The following is a 19,660-nucleotide window of genomic DNA, read 5'->3' as shown; positions in this document are numbered from 1 at the left end:
TGTCGTACGACCCGGAATGGTTGGCCAAGTGTGTGGACCAGGGCAAGCGCAACATCGTGGCCGAATGGGACGAGAACAGGAATTTGATCACCTGATCAAAAGGATTGGCCGAAACTTCTCTGTGGGCACCTGTGCAATGGACACCACGGAGTGGATTTGAGTTAGTTTAGTTAATTCGGAGCGGACCTCTTTCAAGAGGTTCGCTTTTTTTTGTTGTAAGAAGCTTTTTGGCGTGGCAAATGAATATGGTTCAGAGATGGATTAGGATACGATGGGGTTGAATGCCCATCTTTCTGAAACAGTACATTTGAATAAATTGGAAGGCAAAGCGAATAATATTATATTGCAGTTAAACGAATTGAATGAGACTTCAATTTTTACTGCTTTTACTGATGGTTGCATCATGCGCAAAGCCAACCCAGAACCAAGGTGAAAGGTTATATGCCTCCCATTGTGCAAGCTGCCATACAGCTCCTCGAATAGACCATTTGACCAAAGAGCTTTGGGAAAATTCGGTTTTACCGGAAATGGGGGCACGTATGGGGATCAAAGATCTAAATTACGATCCCTACAAAGGATACACCCACGCAGAGCAGTATGATATCAAACAGGCAGGGATATACAGTCCTATACCCACTATTTCCCAGGAAGACTGGATAAAGTTAAAAGACTATATCTTGGCAAATGCCCCAGATGGACTTCCAATGATTCCCAAAAATCCATCAATACGGCCGTTGAAACAATTTGAATTCAAATCCATATCCATGGACAGTGTTCCCGGTGCGGCAATTTCCTTTTTAGGGTATGATGGGGACAGCCAGAATATTTTGATAGGAAGTTTGGATGGGAGTGTGAACACATTTGATTATGTGCAGGGCGCATCCCAGAACATTTTTAGGGCCCAAAGTGCTGTGACCGCGTTTAACCCCACAGATTTTGGGGATATTGTTACCGCTGTGGGGATTTTGAACCCCTCGCAGCAAAAGGAGGGCGCCTTGTTGTCAAGGAACGAAACTGCCACGGATACTTTGATCACGGGACTCCACAGGCCAGTGCATAGTTTGGTGCATGACTTCAATAAAGATGGACAATTGGAAATTGTGGTCTGCGAGTTTGGCCATTTGACAGGGGATCTTTCCCTTATCCAAAAGGATTCAAATGGTATCTACCAAAAGAAGGTGCTGATACATAGCCCAGGGGCAATGCGGTCCATTGTCAGGGATTTGGATGGGGATGGCAAGGATGATATCGTATTCATGAAGGCACAGGGAGACGAGGCCATAATGGCACTTTACCAAAAGGATGATTTGGCCTTCAGTGCGAATACGTTGTTGCGGTTCAGTCCTTTGATGGGTACCAGTTGGTTCGAAATGGTGGATTTTGATGGCGATGGGGACGAGGATATCATCACGGTTCACGGCGATAATGCCGATAAGACACAAATATTAAAGCCTTACCATGGCCTACGGATTCACTTGAACAATGGCAAAAATGAGTTTGAGGAATCCTTTTTCTATCCCATGTACGGTGCCACCAGAAGTGAAACTTTTGATTATGATGGGGACGGGGATATGGACATAGCACTCATTTCCACATTCCCTGACTATGCGGACAGACCTGTGAAATCTTTTGTCTACCTCGAAAACAAAGGCGGCGGTGGGTTTGATTTTACGGAACGTACCTTACCGGAGCAAGTTGATGGCAAATGGTTTTTGATGAAGGCCGCGGATGTGGATGCCGATGGGGACCAAGATATCATCCTTAGCACCTTTACCTATTTTTTTACGCCAATTCCGAAAGATCTGTCCCAAAAATGGAGTGCATCCTTGACCGATTTGATGGTGTTGGAAAACACCTTGAAATAGCCTTATAAATTACTCATTTTTGGAAAACACGAGCAGTTTGCCCTTATTTTGTGTCACAACTACATAAGGAGTTCCCCCACCTGCTTTCTCGACCAATATCATGTCTTTTCCATCCCCGGGTACTTTGAAGCCACTGTCCATGGCATTCTTGAATTCAAAACCACCCTTGTTGTCCCCAAGCAGGACCCCACCATTGAAGGCATCATACCGACCGATGAACACTTCATTGCCAAAGTCATTGCCGATCATCAGCACATTTGCTGAAGTATTTCCATCTGCTGGTGTTGTGATCATGCATTTTATGGGTGCCGATTGCGTTTGCCACGGAAGTTCACCCATACTGAACTGCCCCTCTCCATTATTTATAAAATAGCTGGTTTGGTCGTGATTGGCTGCCAGTTCAAGGGTCCCTTCCAGTTCTTCGGGGGTAAAAAGGTCATTTTTACCGGCTTTGGCATATTCCTTAAAGTAGTCAAACTTTTTTCGGAACAAAGGGCTTTGCCCAATCAGGTCTCCCCAAAAATTCACAGGATAGGAAGTGAAGGTGGAATCTTCAAAACTTTCCTTGAAATAGGCAAAGAGAATGGGGTCATTGGATCCATTTTTGTCAAAATCCTTCACCAATAGGGTGACAGGTCTTTCTGTCGTAGGACGATAAAAGTTGTTGGTGCCCAAGTTTCCGGCTATGATATCCATATCCCCGTCCCCGTCAAAATCCTCGACCAGAACACATTCCCACCATCCTGAAAGTTGATGGATGCCCGTATTTTCCAAGGGCTGGAATGTTTCTTTTTTGTTCATGAAAACAGTGATGGGCATGAACTCACCGACCAAAATCAAATCCTTTAGATTGTCCCCGTCCAGATCGGCCCATTTGGCATCGGTCACCATTCCAGGTTTTCTGAGGGCCTTGCAATAGGTATCCGTCACATCGACAAGAACACCTTTTTCATTTTTCAACAAGTAGCTGTTTTCAGCCATGGGATACTGTGAAAATGGGGTTCGCCCCCCTATGAACAGGTCGGTATAACCGTCCCCGTCAAAATCTTCTGCCCTGACCACCGATCCACTTGCATTTATTAGGGGCATTTTATCTGTCGAAAGCTTAAAGTTCCCTTTGCCATCGTTGATCATCAACCGATCGGCATAGAAAGGGGACCCCAAATCGAACTCATTGCTGCCGGAGACCATGTAAAGGTCCAGGTCACCATCATTATCCAAATCAAAAAGGGCCAAGCTTGTTTCTTCGTATGCTATGTTTTCGGTGTCCAAGAAAAGCGGTGTCCCGGTAAAAGAGCCGGACGAATTTTGAAAGAAGATCATGGGCGAGTGTCCCGGCGAGCTACCAATTATAAAGTCTTCATGGCCATCGCCGTTGATGTCCCCTTTGGCAATGCAAGGACCATTCTGTGTGAGTTTGTGGGGGAGGGTACGCTGTACATTGAAATCGACCTTGTCTTCTTCTTCGTGCACATAGCTGATGCCTATTTGTTCCGAAACCTCCTCATAGATAGGTTTGGGCTCCTTTGGAACTAGGGGAAATGCAAGTTGCTGTGAACTTGGCGAAACCGCCTCCCTATGATTGATGGTGAGGATTTGGTTGCTCGGAATGTCCTTGATGGCTTGAAATTTCCCATCGGGCCATAACACCTCAATGGATGCCACGGTCTGGGGTGCACCAAGGCCAAAGTGCGCCATGCCCTGTACGGTGGACAAATAGCCTCGGTTCAACTGATGTTCGTAATATTGAAAACTTCCATCGGTAAACCTGATGGCGACCTTAGTGCCCAAGGCTGCCGGATTGGTGGCTGGACCCTTGAGGTCCATTTGTAGAAAGTTGTTCCGGCCTTGGTTCTTGCTCTGTGCATTATTTTTGAACAGGAATGCTTCATCGTTGATGTTGTTGACGATATAATCCAAATCGCCATCGCCATCGAGATCGGCAAAGGCGGCACCGTTTGAAAACGAGGGAATGTTCAATCCCCATGCTTTTCCCACATCGCTGAACTGACCGTTGCCTTCATTTTTATAGGCGTAGTTGGGTATTTTCACCACTGGGATGGAATCCAAAATTTGGGAGGGGCGGAGGTATTTGCGCACGTTGAAGTGAAACTCACCAAAATCAAGATCGGTAATGTCCCGCGGAAATCCATTGGTGATCAAAAGATCTTTGAGTCCATCATTATCGGCATCCACGAAGAGGGGAGACCAGCTCCAGTCCGTTTTGGCTATTCCGGCCATCAGTCCAATCTCACTGAAAGGCATGTTGGAGCCTTGTCCCATTTGGAGCATGTTCCTCATGTATTGGTAGTCATACCCAAACTTGTCGTTCATGTAATAATCGTTGTAGCGGCTTTCTTTGATGGTGGTCTTCAGCCTGTAATTGGTTTCGCCGAGCATGTCAAGCGTAATGATATCCAGAAAGCCGTCATTGTTGAAATCGGCAATGTCGGAACCCATCGAAAACTTGCTTTGGTGCTTCACGAACTGGCTTATTTTGTCCGTAAATGTTCCGTCCCCATTGTTGATGTAGAGGATATCATTGCTCAGATAATCATTGCTTACATAAATGTCAGGCCATCCATCATAATTCAGATCGGATATTGCAACACCTAGGCCATAACCTTCTATAGTGATGCCTGCTTCCATGGTGACGTCCGTAAAGGTATTGTCCCCATTGTTTCGATACAGACGGTCATTGCTCAATGATGTGCCGTCGGTTATCTTCTCCCTATAATTTGCGGGCAATATGTGTATGTCCACATTGTTGAGCACGTATAGGTCCAGATAGCCATCTTTGTTATAGTCGATAAAAGCTGCATTCATGCTGTTTCCCGTGTCCGCAATACCATATTCCTTGGCCATTTCCTTGAATTTCGGAATGCCATTCCCATCGATTCCCTGATTAACGAACAGGATGTTGGCCTTTTCTTCAGGAGTGGAGAACATGGCTGCACAGATATAGATGTCAAGGAGGGAATCGTTGTTGATGTCAATCACGGCAACGCCCGTTTTCCATTTTTCAGGGGCTGCCACGCCAGAAATTTCAGTGACATCCTTAAACTTAAAATCCCCTTGGTTAAGGTAGAGTTTATTGGTTACCTGGTTTCCCGTAAAAAAAAGGTCTGGTTTTCCATCATTGTTAAAGTCGCCCACGGCAACCCCTCCGCCATTGAAGATGTATTCGCTGGTGAGGATGTTGAAACTGTCCGTCTCTACGATTTGATTGTTGAATGTAATACCGGAATGTTTTGAGGAAACCTTGGAGAACAATGTATCCTCCTGTTTCTTTGAGCAAGAAAAAACCAGTAATGAGGCTAGTGCGATTAAAATATAACTTTTATTCACCGTGCTGAATTTTTTTGGGTTGACCAATATTTTGGATGACATGCTTTTGGTTATAAACTGTAGGACCATCATTTTTCCATACCATAGGGTTCACTTTCCTTTGATGGCGATTCCTTTGAATTAAAAATACAAATTCAAAATACTGCATCTTAGTCCTTGATGATTAACAATTGGCTAATGACGACTATTTTTCGATTAATGCATGCCACTTAAAATCAAAATAGGCTGCCAATATAGACTGGCAACCTACCTTACTTAAATCAAAATTAAACTAACTCAATCTATTATGTGTTTATCAATACCCAGTGTTTTGCTTTAATATGCCACCACTTTGGTCAATGGCATTGATAGGGATTGGAAATAAATCGAATTTTGGTTCGTAAACTCTAAATTTTGTGTCATAACTAGACTGATCAAAATCTTCACCTTCATTTTGGATATAGGTATTGATAGTCTCTGTCGCAACCCCCCATCTTCTCAAATCGAACAAACGGTGTCCCTCCATGCCCAATTCTAAACGACGCTCAAAGCGAACGGCTTGTCTGGCATAATCCTGATTAGGAAAGGAAGCATAGGGCTCAATTTGATAATTGGCCGCATCAGTGTTCGGAATAGGGTTGTTATCTGCATCCAGAGCCTGTACATACGTCATGTTCTTTGCCCTGTTTCGGATCCGGTTTACATAATCCAAGGCCATTGGCAGGTCTGGAGCTGCTTTCTCCACGGCTGCCTCGGCTGCCATTAGCAACACATCTGCAAACCGCATTACGTTATAGTTGATGCCCGACCAGTCAGAGCCCCAGCCACCAATACCTCTATTGGCATCCACCTCACCGGCTTGGTACATGTTCTTTTTGGGCAAATAGGGACCGGAAATATCAGTGAAAGCTGCCCTTATCCATGATTTTCCGGGATTTAACCCAAAGCCATTGTAATCGATGCCCCTTCTTCCGACAGTGTAGTCCAATCTGGGATCCAGTGGTCCGGCATGTGGTGTAAAGGGGGCATCACTGTTGATGCCGTAATCATTTTCAACATCGGTTGCGGCATATGAATCCAACAATGGCAACCCTGAACCGTCAGTCTGGAAGGCATTCACCAAATCATGCGTAGGTTGATAAAAGCCGCAGCAAGTTTCCAATGGTCCGCCACCGGGGAAATTCAAGGTGCCGGCTCCGTTTCCATTGAAAGAACGCCCAGTATCGGAAGAAAACTGGATAGCGAACATGGATTCGGGACCATTTTCCCCCGCAAAGTTAAAGTTGTTGACGAATTCCTCGTTCAAAGCATATGGGCCATTGTTGATTACGTCATTGAATAAGGGTAGGGCCTCGTCATATTTACCTTGGTAAAGATATGCTTTGCCTAAAAAGGCCTTGGCTATCCATGAGTTCGCCCTTCCGAGTATAATTTCCTCATCCAGTTTATCGATGGCCGCTTGAAAATCTGCTTCTATTTCAGTCCAGATAGGGCCTGGGTTGGGTTGATTGAACTCTTCATTCACCAAATTCTCAACAGAAATGAAAGGGACATTGCCCCAAAACTTTTGAAGTTCAAAATTATAGTACCCCCTAAGGAAAAGTGCCTCACCTTCTTGCTGGGTAAAATCCCCATCTGGTATTTGGTTGATGAGGTCAAGAACGGCGTTGCATCGGTTGACTCCACCAAAAATGGCACTCCATCTGCCCAAGAACCAGTTGTTTCCGGTCTGCCAGTCCAAGGTTTCTACTTGGGCCAAAGCTGAATTGTCCCCATCTTCACTTCCGCGATGGGCGTCATCTGAGACCACATCGGACCACCAGTTGTCCCCTCCGGCAGCTACACCCTCTCCTTGTCTGTTCACACGTTCACCATCCATAGCGGAATAAGCGGCCGTCAGTTTAAGGTCAACACCTACGGCAGTCTTCAAATCTTCATCAGGAATATTTCCCGTTGCCGCCTTTTCGGTGAAATCTTCACTACAGGTCCATAATAGAATGCCTGCCAGTATTATTGAATATATTACTTTCTTTTTCATTCTTTAAAATTTTAAATTGATTCCGAAGGAATAAATTGAAGCCAAAGGATAGTTGTTGTCCGAAACCCCAATAGTAAGGTTGTCGATCGCTCCGCTATCCAAGAGTCTTGGTTGTAGCTCAGGATCCAAACCGTCATAACCAGTTATGGTGAACAAATTGGTGCCCTGCAGGTATAACCGAACACTGTCCATACCTAGAATACTCGATACCTGCTGATTGAACGTATAGCCAATCTGTAGGTTTTTTAGTCGCATATAGGATCCATCTTCGACAAAGAAGGAGTTTGCGGCACCTTCGTTATTAGTGATGCTACCACTTAAAGCGGGCAATTCGGCATCCAAATTGTTCGGGGTCCAGGAATCCAGTACCCGTACACTTCTATTGGCATTGAAGAAGGAAGGAAAGTCGGTATATACCTTATCGTTGTTGAAGATGTCGTTTCCTTGGGAACCTTGGAAGAAGGCGGACATATCGAAGCCTTTGTACCCCAATGTAATGTTGACACCATAAGTGAAATCAGGGTGGGGCGAACCAATAAAGGTTCTATCATTATCATCAATGACAATCTCATCTTCGTCTATTGTGCCATTACCATCAATATCAATATCAACTAAATTTCGATATCTGAAACGACCAACCCCGTCCGCATTTGTAGCAAAACCTTGGCTTGGAGCATTTGCTACTTCTTCTTCGGAGGCAAAAATTCCATCCACTATCCTGCCATAGAAAGATGAGATAGGTTGCCCTACCTGTGTTCTGGTGACTGTTCCGGTTGTTCTGAAACCTCCAAAGCCAGTTTGGAAGGCACTGATCAAATCGGTAACCTCATTTTTATAGCTGGAGAAATTGATGTCGATGCCATACTTGAAACCTGATCTGGTCTGGTCTGAAAAGCTCAAAGTGGCGTCCACACCTTTGTTCTCAATGGACCCCAAGTTCACATAAGGCGGTGCGGCATCAATGGAAGTAGAACTATATAAACTGTTGTTCTGGGTGATCAAATCTTTGGTGGTGATGGTGAAATATTCCGCAGCCAGATTCAACCTGTTGTCAAAGAAGCCCAGTTCAATCCCAAAGTTAGTGGTTTCACTGGTTTCCCATTTTAGGTTTGGGTTGCCCGCAGCTGACAGAATTGCTCCCTGGGTGGCTCCACCGCTACCGCTATATACATAATTGGCATATTGCTCACTCAAAACCGAGAAATTCACAGTTGGGTTATTCACAGGTAGTGTTTGATTCCCCAATTGGCCCCAAGACCCTTTAAATTTCAATCTACTGACAAAGGTGTCAGTTGGCCAGAAGGCTTCATTGCTCACGACCCAGCCCGCACTGAACGATGGGAAAATATCACTTTTGTTGTCACCTACAAATCTTGATGACTCATCCCGTCTCAAGGTAGCTGTTAAAAGGTAACGTCCATCATAATCATAATTGACGGTCCCGAACAGCGAGTAAAGTGAAGATGCATTGTCATAGGCATAGGCAACGTTGGGAGCTCCCCCGCCATTGCTCAATAGATAGTATTCGGGTATCTCAAAGAAATAGCCTGTCCTGGATATTTCTTTTCCTTTTCCATGCACATCCAATGCCTCAATACCTACCAGCGCATTGATGCTATGGTCGCCAAAGGACTTATTATAGCTCAAGGTGTTACTCCATACCCATTCGTAGGTGTCTTGATCGGCTTCCGTTAAGGTATTTGTTGAAATAGGTTCTGGTGACTCTGGAATCAATGCCCTAAAACGTCTGTCGTTATAGGCCCTTATAGAACCACCAATGGAGGTTTTGAACTGAAGGCCGTCCAAGATGTCCAAAGTAGCATAAATATCCCCGAACACCCTAAAGGTTTTTCTGAAATCATTGGCTTGTCTGGTAGCTTCTGCCACAGGGTTATTGGGATTGGCAAGATCGTTGGAATTACTATAGTTGCCTGCAAAGTTGCCTTCAACATCGTAAACAGGAACCAAAGGGGACATCCTTGTGGCAAAATTGAACCACGATTGTCCGCCACTTCTTCGATCAAAGGAAATATTGGCGTGTTGCCCGATCTTGATTTTCTCCCCAACTTTAAATTCGGAGTTCAGTCGTACCGAACCTCTTTTAAAACCCGTATGAATCTGTATACCATCGCGGTTCAAATATCCGGCTGAAAATAGAAATTTTGATTTTTCGTTACCATTTTCCAAGGTAATGGACGCGTTTTGGGTAATCGCGGTCCTGTTGATCTCATCCAACCAATTCGTACCATTTGGACTTACGTTCATGGTCACAGGAACATCCCCCTGTATGGTTTGAGGTACAACCGGGGTTGGACCATTTCCATATTGGATATGGTCAGGAACTTCCCCATCATTGATGATACTTTGCCAGATCATTTGGCCATGTTGTTGTGGGTTCAATAGTTCAGGCAGATTGGTGGCAACGGAAAACCCGGTATACATGTCCAGTGAAACCCTAGCTTTATCTAGATTATATCCCCCGGTCTTGGTGGTGATGATGACAACACCGTTGGATGCCCTGGCACCATAAATGGCGGCGGCACCATCCTTCAAAACGTTCATTTGTTGGATATCCGCAGGATTTATGGAGTTTAGGATACTGGGGTCATCGGTCTGTACACCATCGATAATGTAGAGCGGGTCGTTACTATTGCCTGTTCCATACCCCCTGATACGTACCACAGGAGAGGAACCAGGTATTCCGTTGTTTGTAATGGTGACCCCGGAAACCCTACCTTGGAGCGCTTCGGCCGCATTCACGATGGGCGTCTTGGTGGCCTCTGAAACATCAACTGTTCCGACAGAACCGGTCAACTCACCCCTTGTTTGGGTACCATAACCTGTAACTACCACTTCGTCCAGTGCGGCAGCATCTTCTACCAAGGAAACATCTATCGTGGAATTCCCATTGATAGGTATTTCAACGGTCCTAAATCCCACATAAGAAAAAATCAAGGTAGCATCTGAGTCAGCGGTGATGGAGTACTTTCCATCAAAATCCGTTTGCGTACCCGTAGTGGTTCCTTTGACGATAACGTTTGTACCAGGTAAAACGTTTCCAAGATTGTCCACAACCGTACCTGTTACCGTTAGCTGATAGGGAGGTGTGGTTTCATCGAAGCGTGGGTTTGCTGATAATGCAGGTTCCCACGTCAAGAGCAATACAAGTGACAAAAGAAAGGCTGAAAGCGTTTTTACGGGATCAGCCCCCTTTGCCAAGTTCTGATTTTTGTTTTTGTCCATAAGTTTAGCTTGTTGAGTTCGATTGTAACTGTAACTGAGCAAGTCGTTCCAATCGTTTAACAATATTAATAAAAATTATCAAAAAATTAACACGTATTGTTAAAGTATCCAAAAAATGAACTTAAAAAAACATCAATATGATATTTATGGAACATATGTGGATTGAACACGGACGCCAGCTGGGCTCATAAAAAGTGAAGTTTTACTTAAATTTATTGTGATATGGATAACAATAAATCAATATGAAGTTGATTTTGTAACAGTAAGGGAAAGGGCATCCTAACTTAATGTTCCCAAATAGAAGTTGCTAACGATCAGATGAAACATATGGTTAGGACAATGGAACTGTTTTTGAATAGGTCCGTCAGATGTTCATCAAAAAGCCGGTAAGGTTTTCTTTTCTGGATAGGCCGAGTTTTTTTCGCAACCGATAACGGGCCAATTCGACACCGCCATTGGATATGTTCATCACTTCGGCAATTTCCTTGGTGGACATGTTCATGAGCAGGTAGGTGGATAGGTCAAGTTCCCTTGGCGAAATATGGGGGTATTTTTCCTTGAGTCTTTTCAAGAACTCAAAGTGTACATTTTTGATGTGTTTTTCAAGGTCTTTCCAACTGTTGCCACCAATTTCCTTTTGAATGTTTTTTTTCAAAGTGGTCAGTTGGGACTTGGTTTCCTCATTCATAGACTCACTATCCATTTCCTTTAGCTTTTGGACTATATTGCTCAAGGTTTTGTTCTTTTTTACCACTTGGAGCGAGTTGTTCACCAATTCTTTGTCCTTGGCCAAAATCTTGGTCTTTAGTTTTTCCTTATTGAGTTTTTGTATCTTTTTTTCCAGACGGTACTGCTCAATGCGTATTTTGGACTCTTTTTCCAGATATAACTTGCGCTGTTCGATGGTCTCATAATATTTGTTCTTCCTGATCTTGGCCTGTACCTGTAGCCTGATCAAATAAATGATCAAACAGCCCAAAATAAGATAACCGATATAGGCAATGGGATGTCGGTACCATGGTGGACTCACGGTAAAGGTCAGGGATGTCGGTTCCGATTCCACACCATAGCTGTTCTTTTCCTTTACCCTCATGGTATAGGTTCCTTCCCTGAGATTGGTATATTCCTTAAGAGCCAGTTTGGACCAATTGCTCCATTGTTTATCAAAGGGTTCCAGTTGATAGGAATACTGAATATTCTTGCCACTTTCAAAATCAGGGGATGAAAAAGTAAAACTCACATTATTGTTGACATAGGGAAGTTTATATTCCATTTCTTTATGCTGGGGATTGCCCTGAACCATCGTTTGGTCCCCATAGGAAAAACTGCGTATAAAGGCTTTGGGCCGAGCTATATTTTCCCTGGAAAACTGGGAATCGTAATGCGCCAACCCATTGATCAAACCAATAAAGATATTGTTTGGGTCTATGGTATTCACCGATAGGTAGTTGAACACAAGGTTTCCTGTTAGATTGGAAAAGGGTTCTAGCACATTGGTGTATCCAGGGCCTTCCAGTTTCATGAGTACGCCAATTTCATTGGATTGGTCATAGGTGTACCATAAATTCCCGGCAGTATCCTTACATACGGAATTGATGATAGGGAGCCCCTTGAAGAGGCCGCTTAAGACCAAATCTTCCCGAAAGGCATCCAACTCTTTGGAATAACTATAAAAGTGGTTTTCAGAAACGAAGTAAAGGGTGTTGTCTATTTTTTTAAGGGTGTTGATGCCCTTGCCATCATTGCCCAAGGAAGTATGTCTTTTTTTTATGGACAACGTCTGGAGGTCATCCGCCAATTCGAGCTGATATAGGAATTGATCGCGGAGGAGCCAGACATGATTCGCATCCATCTCAAAATCCTTGGAAGAATTATAAAAACCTTCTATCCGGTTTTGAAATCCAATACCTCGAGGACCCATCTTGAAAAGTGAAAAACCACCATAATTGGACCCCAATATATATCCAGGATGTCCAGGGATTTCCTTGAAACCAAAATAGCCTGTATATCCCAAAACCCGGCTTACCCTGTTCCCATCTATGACCAATGCCCCTTTGTTGTTCGCACAGATCAGTTCACCACCGATTACCTGTATGTTCCATGATTGGGTAGCGGTCCCTTCCACCAATCTGAAGGAGTCGTCCTTAAAAGTCCCGTTCAATTTGTGATAGAATACACCTTGGTTGGTGGCCACATAGAGATTTTCATTATGGACCACCGTGGCATATACGGAACTCAAATTGAGGCTGGAACTGAAATAGGTAAAGGGTGAGTTGATGTTCAGGTATGAAATCCCATTGTCCAGACCCAACCAAAGATTGTTTGAACTGTCCAGAAAGGAACTCAGTACAGTATTGTTCTTTAGGCCTTTTTTTAAGTCGATTTGTTGAATGATTTCACCTTTGGCATTGCAAATGACAATACCACCCAAAACTGAGTTGAGTACAAAGAGATCTTCATTGATCTTTACCCCGCCCAATGAACTATTGTTTTTGATGAATTGATTTGCCTCGGTGTTCCAGGGATATACGTGTTCCCCATCATGGATGAAAAGGCCAGCTTCCAATGTGGCGATCAATAATGTATCGTCTTCCAATGAAAAGATTCCCCAGATTTCATAGGCATTCAGCGAATTTGTCCCAGGTAAAGTGAACATCTTACCATCTTTATATTCCAAGATTCCTTTGGTCACCTCTTGAAAGTAAAGCCTGTCTCCGGCCTTGTATGAAAACTGGAACCTTCCTTCAGCAGGCAAAGGGGTTATTTGGTCATTTTTGAAAACATATACGGTTCCAAAGGATTGAAAAATGACCTCGTCCTTGAAAAGATGAATGTTCCAGATAAAATCGGTGGACCTGTATTTGGCATCCAAAATTTTAGGAATCAGTGAAACATAGGATAGTCCTCCATCTTCACTAGATTCAAAGTATCCAAACTGATTGTATGCCCCTACATAGATCCTTCCTGATGCGGGGTCGAACTTAACGGACCGGACATTGTTGGAATTGGGTATTTTATAAGTGCGCCAAGTAGATCCATCAAATTGCAATAACCCATTATTGTTGGCAAAATAGACATTGCCATTGGCATCTTGGTCAATGTCCCAGTTTTGGGTCCCGCTTTGGTATTCTGTTTTTGTGTAGTTCGTGATGCTGGGCAATCCAATGCCCTTGACCTGGCCAAGGCCAAGGAGTGGGTTCTGTAAATAGAGAAGGACCAAAAGAATCCATTTGAAGGCGGTTTTCTTACTATTGAACTTGATTCTCACCTCTAGATGACAAAACGTAATAAGGCAATAAAAAGCTGTTTGTTGACTACCCATAATTTCCCCTGATCTTGTCCATGGAGCGCAATTTATCCGTTTGTTGTGTTTTTTACAAAAAGCACATCATATCAGATAAGTATTATTTTTATTTCAAATAATTGATTATCAATGTTATATAATATTTTTTGATGTGTTTTTGTAAGATTAAAATTTGTAATTGATGTGTTTTTGTAGTGGAATTGTATTGTGACTTTGCCAAAATCTTACCTATCATAGCTGCAAAATGCACATTTTTTTAACATTAATTAACTTAAACTCACAACACATGAAGCTAACAAAGTCATATGTATTATGTGCTTTATCTTTACTGTTTACCGTGCTCGTACAGGCCCAGGACGCAACTGTTCGAGGCACGGTCAAGGATGAAAGTGGTGCCCCACTTCCAGGGGCATCTGTAATTCTCAAAAACACATCCAGGGGTACCACCACGGATTTTGATGGGAATTTTGAAATAGGGGTTCCTTCGGATGGAACTTTGGTTTTCAGTTATGTTGGGTATACACCAACAGAGGAGGCAGTCGCAGGTAGATCTCGGATAGAGGTCACACTCCAACCTGATGTGAGCCTTCTGGATGAAATCGTCGTCGTAGGATATGGTACACAAAAGAAAAGTGTGGTCACCGGCGCCATTTCCGGAGTGAAGGAAAGTGACCTTCAAGATTTGCCCATCAACCGGGTGGAGCAATCTTTGCAAGGAAGGGCATCAGGGATTACCATTGCAGCAAATTCTGGCCAACCAGGTGCTGCCTCCACCATTCGAGTCAGGGGAATCACTACCCTGAACAATAACGAACCTCTTTGGGTTGTGGATGGTGTCATCGTGGATGCGGGGGGTATAGGATACCTCAATCAATCCGATGTTGCATCCATTGAGGTGTTAAAGGATGCTGCTTCTGCAGCCATTTACGGATCTAGGGCTGCGGCCGGGGTTATCCTTGTGACCACAAAAAGTGGTAAATCAGGAAAATTGTCCGTCAACTACAATGGGTATACAGGTATGTCCGCCCCTGCTAGAAAGTTGGATCTGCTCAATGCGACCCAATATGCCACTTTACGTAACGAGGCTTCTGTGGCCGGTGGTGGATCTATTCTTTTTCCAAATCCAAACTCCTATGGAAAGGGAACGGATTGGCAGGAACAAATTTTCAGCAATAGTGCCAAACGGGAGAACCACGAGATCAGCGTAAGCGGCGGGACTGAAAAATCCACGTTTTATGCTTCCTTCGGTTACTTGGACCAAGAAGGGATCGTGGTTTCGGACATTTCCCATTACATCCGGAAAAATTTCCGGTTGAACTCCACCCATCAAATCAACGATTACATCAGGGTAGGCCAGACTTTTGGATATTCCAATGAGAAAAATGCCGCCATTGATGGGAACACCTTTTATGGTGGACCATTGTCCTCAGCGGTCAACTTGGACCCGATAACACCGGCCATTGAGACCGATCCGGCTGTTTTGGCAGGGGTTCCCTATGTGGATGGTACAGGGGGTTTGCGACCAGATCTTATTTTGGCCCCAAATGGATTTCCCTACGGTATTTCCACTTTGGTGGGACAAGAGATGACCAATCCCTTGGCTTTTACCCAAACAAGATTGGGCAACCATAGCTGGTCGGACAATTTTGTGGGCAATGCCTATGTTGAGGTGGAGCCCATTGAAAATTTGAGGATACGGAGCACTTTTGGTGGCAAGTTGGCTTACTGGGGAGGGGAATCCTTCAATCCGGTCGCCTTTTTGACCTCCTCCTTTGTGACCTCCCAGAATAGCCTGAGCCGAAACACCAACAAGGGATTTGGCTGGAACATTGAAAATACCGCTTCGTACAACAAGGCACTTGGAGGCCATGATTTTACGGTACTATTGGGTCAGGGGGTATATGTGGACAATATCACCGAAGGACAGTCCATAACCTACAACAACATCCCGGTGAACAATTACAAGGATGCGTCCTTTAATTTTGATATCCCAACAGAACAGATCAATGCCAGTGCATACACAGGGGTCACCCATAAGGTTACCTCGCTATTTGCAAGGTTGAACTATGCCTTTCAAGAAAAATACCTGTTCACTGGTATTGTGAGACGGGACGGTTCAAGTCGTTTCGGGTCCAATAACAAATTTGGGATATTTCCATCCTTTTCAGCAGGATGGGCGGCCAACAAAGAAAACTTTTGGCCAGAGAACAATATTGTGAATCAGTTGAAGATTCGCGGAAGCTATGGGGTGACCGGTAGTGATCAGATCGGGGATTTCAAATACCTCTCCACCATAGGCGACGGCCGTAATTACCCAGTGGGCAACACAGGATCGGTGGTCATCGGGAACAGCCCTGATGCACCTGCAAACCCAGATTTGAAATGGGAAGAGACCAGTCAGACCAACATTGGTTTGGATGCAACGCTGTTCAACGGATTGAACGTCACCTTTGATTGGTACTTTAAAAAAACCACGGGCATTCTTAGGGATGTGCCCCTTCCTGGGTATGTTGGAGCCACCGGAAGTCCGGCAGGCAACGTGGCCGATATGGAAAACAAGGGCGTGGACCTAGGGTTGAGCTACAACAAAAGTTTTGGGGACCTTAGATTTTCGTTGAGTGGCAATATGTCCACCGTCCACAATGAAGTCACCTTTTTAGGGGAAGGCGTCGAGTTTTTATCAGGCGGTACTACGGTGCAGGCCAGTACCTTTCCCATTACCCGTACCCAAATAGGGCAAGCTGTCAATTCGTTCTATGGATTTGTGACCGATGGGATCTTTCAGAACCAAGCTGAGATAGATGCCTATGTGAATTCTGAAGGACAGCCGATGCAGCCTGTGGCCAGACCTGGGGATTTCAGGTGGAAGGATGTAGATGGCGATGGTTCCATAACGGATAATGACAGGGATTTCATAGGAAGTTCCATTCCCAAAGTGACCTTCGGGATCAATCTTAATGTGAACTACAAGAATTTTGACCTGCTCGTTTTTGCACAAGGAGCTGCCGGAAACAAGATTTTCCAAGCTTTGAGACGATTGGATATTGGAAGTGCCAATTTCCAGACGTCGGCTTTGGGCAGATGGTCCGGCGAAGGCTCGTCAAATTCCTTTCCGCGACTTACGACCAATGATACCAATAAGAACTTCACCAATCCCTCCGACTTCTATTTAGAGGATGGAGATTATTTGAGGTTCAAGACCATCCAGTTCGGATATACTTTGCCACAAGAGGTTTTGGGCAAAGTGGGCATTTCTAAAATACGATTGTATGTGACCGGGGAAAACCTGATCACGTTTACCAAGTACACAGGATTTGATCCCGAAATAGGGGGCAACGTATTTGGTATAGACCGTGGCTATTATCCACAGGCCAGAACGGGAATGTTGGGCATTAATCTACAATTTTAAAAAAGATACAATGAAACTGAGAAACATAAAGAATTTAGTTTTTGGTTCAATTCTGGTTGTTGCATTCGCTTCCTGTACCAAGGAATTTTTGGATGTGGAACCCAAAGGGACCTATTTGGAAGAGAACTATTACAGCAATGAAAATCAGGCCTATTCCGGTTTGATTGCCATTTACGATGTTTTGGGAAAAGAATCAAGGGGATTCGAGAACATGGTGACCATGATGAATGCAGGGTCGGACGATCATCACGCTGGTGGTGGTGGGCCGGATGATGGTGCAGGGATCCATGCGTTCGCCAATTATACCATTACGGCCTCCAACATCCCTGCAAGCTATTGGAACGATTATTTCCAAGGCATATTCAGGGCCAATGTGTTGCTGTCCAAACTGCCCGAAATCCCCATGGGCGAAGGTAATAGGACGAGGTTCACTGCAGAGGCCAAAGCGCTTCGTGCTTATTTTTATTTTCAATTGGTACGGATGTTCGGAAACATCCCACTGATTGTTGAACCCCTACCGACGGCAGAGATCTACAATGTGGAACAGGCATCAAAAGAAGCGGTCTATGCACAGATCGAGACTGATTTGGAAGAAGCAAAGAACGGCCTTCCCGACATGGTGAACCTTGCCACGGAGGCAGGACGCTTCTCCAAAGGAGCGGTACAGGCTTTATTGGGCAAAGTATATCTCTACAATGGCAAGAACAGCCAAGCCGCTGCGGAACTGGCCGAAGTCAATGGAACACCGGGCGGAACCAGTAAATATGGGTACCGTTTGTTGGACGATTTCGCAGATCTGTGGGATTTCAGCAATACCTTCAATTCAGAATCCATTTTGGAGACCACCAATACCAACCAGAGCAATGCAGATTGGGGTTTTTGGGGCTCGGGAGCCGATGAGGGCAATAGCATCAACATTATGGTGGGCCCGCGTAGTTATGTGAGAAGTGCCACCTCCACCGCACCGGACTTTGCGCCAGGTTGGAGTTTCAATGTTTTTACTGATGAATTCTTTGATGTGATCGAAAACGACCCCAGGTTTGATGAGACCATTGCCAATTTGAAGGCCTTTGAGGAAGCCGGGGAAATCGAATATTTGTACGGTGATAAAGACACGGGGTACTACTTGAAGAAGTTTATGCCATTGAACAGCGATGCCACCACTGGCGGAGGGGTCAAAGAGTTGAACTATCAGCAGCATGTCTATATGATCCGTTTGGCCGACACCTATCTTTTGGAAGCAGAGGCCTTGGGAGGTTCCGGTGCAAGGGCGCAGGCCCTACTGGATGCGGTACGGGCCAGAGTGGGGTTGGCCCCGGTTCCCGTGTCCGTTCAGGCCATTTGGAACGAAAGGCGAATCGAATTGGCAGGGGAAGGACACCGTTGGTTCGATTTGGTCCGGACAGGAAATGCTGCCACTGCCTTAGCAGATAAGGGATTTGTTGCAGGTAAAAACGAAGTGTTGCCTATTCCGCTGAGGGAAATGGAAAACACTTTGATCGTTCAAAATCCCAATTATTGATCAACCATTAAATGAATACTGTTATGCGTATAAAAACTAAAACAAACAACATCTACGGATGGGTCATGCTATTATTTGGCTCGATCATGGTGGTTTCCTGTACCCCGGAGGACTCCTTTGGCAACAATGGATTGACCGACACCAATGTGGACGCGTCCTTCACGATAACGCCAGTGGAAGGGCAGGCGAACAGATATGTCCTTGCAGCCAACACCACCAATGTCATAGCCTCCAAATGGAACATCGGCGAGGGGATATACCAAGGCAAGGCAACGGAGGAAATCTTCCTGCCCGATGCGGGAACCTACACCATCACACACATTGCCATAGGAAGGGGAGGTTCAACCCTAAGCAGTTCCCAAGAACTGGTCGTGGCGGAATCGGACCCCAATGCGGGGAATTTGGTCGTCGGAGGCAAGTTTGAGACCGACGAGGACATTGCCCAGTGGAGCATTTTGAGTATAAGTGCATCTGGGGCAAATTGGAATTTTGGTTCAGGTACCGCTACTATTACGGCAAGTGATTGGAACCAACAAGGCATTTTTCAGGCCATAGAAGTGCAGGGCGGTAAAAACTATGCCGTGGATATGACGGTACAAGGTGAAGGCTCGGTGGATACTTGGTTTGAGGTTTATGTGTCTACAACAGCACCAGTCCAAGGTTCCGATTATGCAGCTGATGGTGCCAAGATCGGTCTGAATACCTGGAACGGTTGCGGCAATGCACCCTTTAGTGGTAAACTCTCCCAGCTCAGTTGTGCCGGAGAAGGAAACATTGTAAGTTTTGATACCGATGCCACCGTCTATTTGGTCATCAAATGTGGAGGCGGAAATGTGGGAGCTATTACCATTGATAATGTGGAACTTAGAGGAACCAATTAAAATGATATAATCGATTATTTGAGTTGAGTTAGTTTTTTTAATTCACGGCCCATGGTCTTCTGGCCATGGGC

At 44.8% G+C, this 19,660-nt stretch carries 8 protein-coding genes; 4 read left to right on the top strand and 4 right to left on the bottom strand.

Annotated features, from left to right (window positions below):
* The first annotated feature begins 362 nt into the window (after positions 1 to 362).
* Positions 363 to 1,865: an FG-GAP-like repeat-containing protein gene (locus tag DB398_RS18080; protein ID WP_108425864.1), complete on the top strand. Its 1,503-nt coding sequence runs from the start codon at positions 363 to 365 to the stop codon at positions 1,863 to 1,865.
* A 9-nt stretch (positions 1,866 to 1,874) separates the two neighbouring features.
* Here DB398_RS18080 and DB398_RS18075 read toward each other — a convergent pair whose 3' ends face one another.
* From DB398_RS18075 to DB398_RS18060, 4 genes are all read right to left on the bottom strand, one after another.
* On the bottom strand, positions 1,875 to 5,255 hold the full coding sequence (locus DB398_RS18075; protein ID WP_234416376.1) for a VCBS repeat-containing protein: 3,381 nt from the start codon (positions 5,253 to 5,255) through the stop codon (positions 1,875 to 1,877).
* Between the two features lie 253 nt (positions 5,256 to 5,508).
* Complete coding sequence (locus DB398_RS18070; RefSeq protein WP_108425862.1) at positions 5,509 to 7,230, bottom strand: RagB/SusD family nutrient uptake outer membrane protein; 1,722 nt, start codon at positions 7,228 to 7,230, stop codon at positions 5,509 to 5,511.
* 3 nt (positions 7,231 to 7,233) lie between these two features.
* Entirely contained in the window at positions 7,234 to 10,473 is a 3,240-nt protein-coding gene (locus DB398_RS18065; RefSeq protein ID WP_108425861.1) for a SusC/RagA family TonB-linked outer membrane protein, read from the bottom strand.
* Between the two features lie 364 nt (positions 10,474 to 10,837).
* Positions 10,838 to 13,693 carry a helix-turn-helix and ligand-binding sensor domain-containing protein gene (locus DB398_RS18060; protein ID WP_234416375.1) on the bottom strand — a complete coding sequence of 952 codons (2,856 nt, stop codon included), beginning with the start codon at positions 13,691 to 13,693 and terminating at the stop codon, positions 10,838 to 10,840.
* 370 nt (positions 13,694 to 14,063) lie between these two features.
* Between DB398_RS18060 and DB398_RS18055 the strand changes: the two genes are divergently transcribed.
* The 3 genes from DB398_RS18055 to DB398_RS18045 are packed head-to-tail and all read left to right on the top strand — an operon-like array spanning position 14,064 to position 19,589.
* A complete protein-coding gene (locus tag DB398_RS18055) occupies positions 14,064 to 17,186 on the top strand; it encodes a SusC/RagA family TonB-linked outer membrane protein (RefSeq protein ID WP_108425859.1) in 3,123 nt (1,040 codons plus the stop codon).
* A 10-nt stretch (positions 17,187 to 17,196) separates the two neighbouring features.
* Entirely contained in the window at positions 17,197 to 18,708 is a 1,512-nt protein-coding gene (locus tag DB398_RS18050; RefSeq protein ID WP_108425858.1) for a RagB/SusD family nutrient uptake outer membrane protein, read from the top strand.
* Positions 18,709 to 18,731: 23 nt separating this feature from the next.
* Positions 18,732 to 19,589, top strand: a complete 858-nt coding sequence (locus tag DB398_RS18045) for a hypothetical protein (protein WP_159076490.1) — start codon at positions 18,732 to 18,734, stop codon at positions 19,587 to 19,589.
* The last annotated feature ends 71 nt before the right edge of the window (positions 19,590 to 19,660 follow it).

Origin of the sequence: Flagellimonas amoyensis, assembly GCF_003058265.1 — a bacterium.
Lineage (GTDB): Bacteria > Bacteroidota > Bacteroidia > Flavobacteriales > Flavobacteriaceae > Flagellimonas > Flagellimonas amoyensis.
Note: the sequence above shows the minus strand (reverse complement) of the source record. Positions and strands in the feature narration are given on the sequence as shown.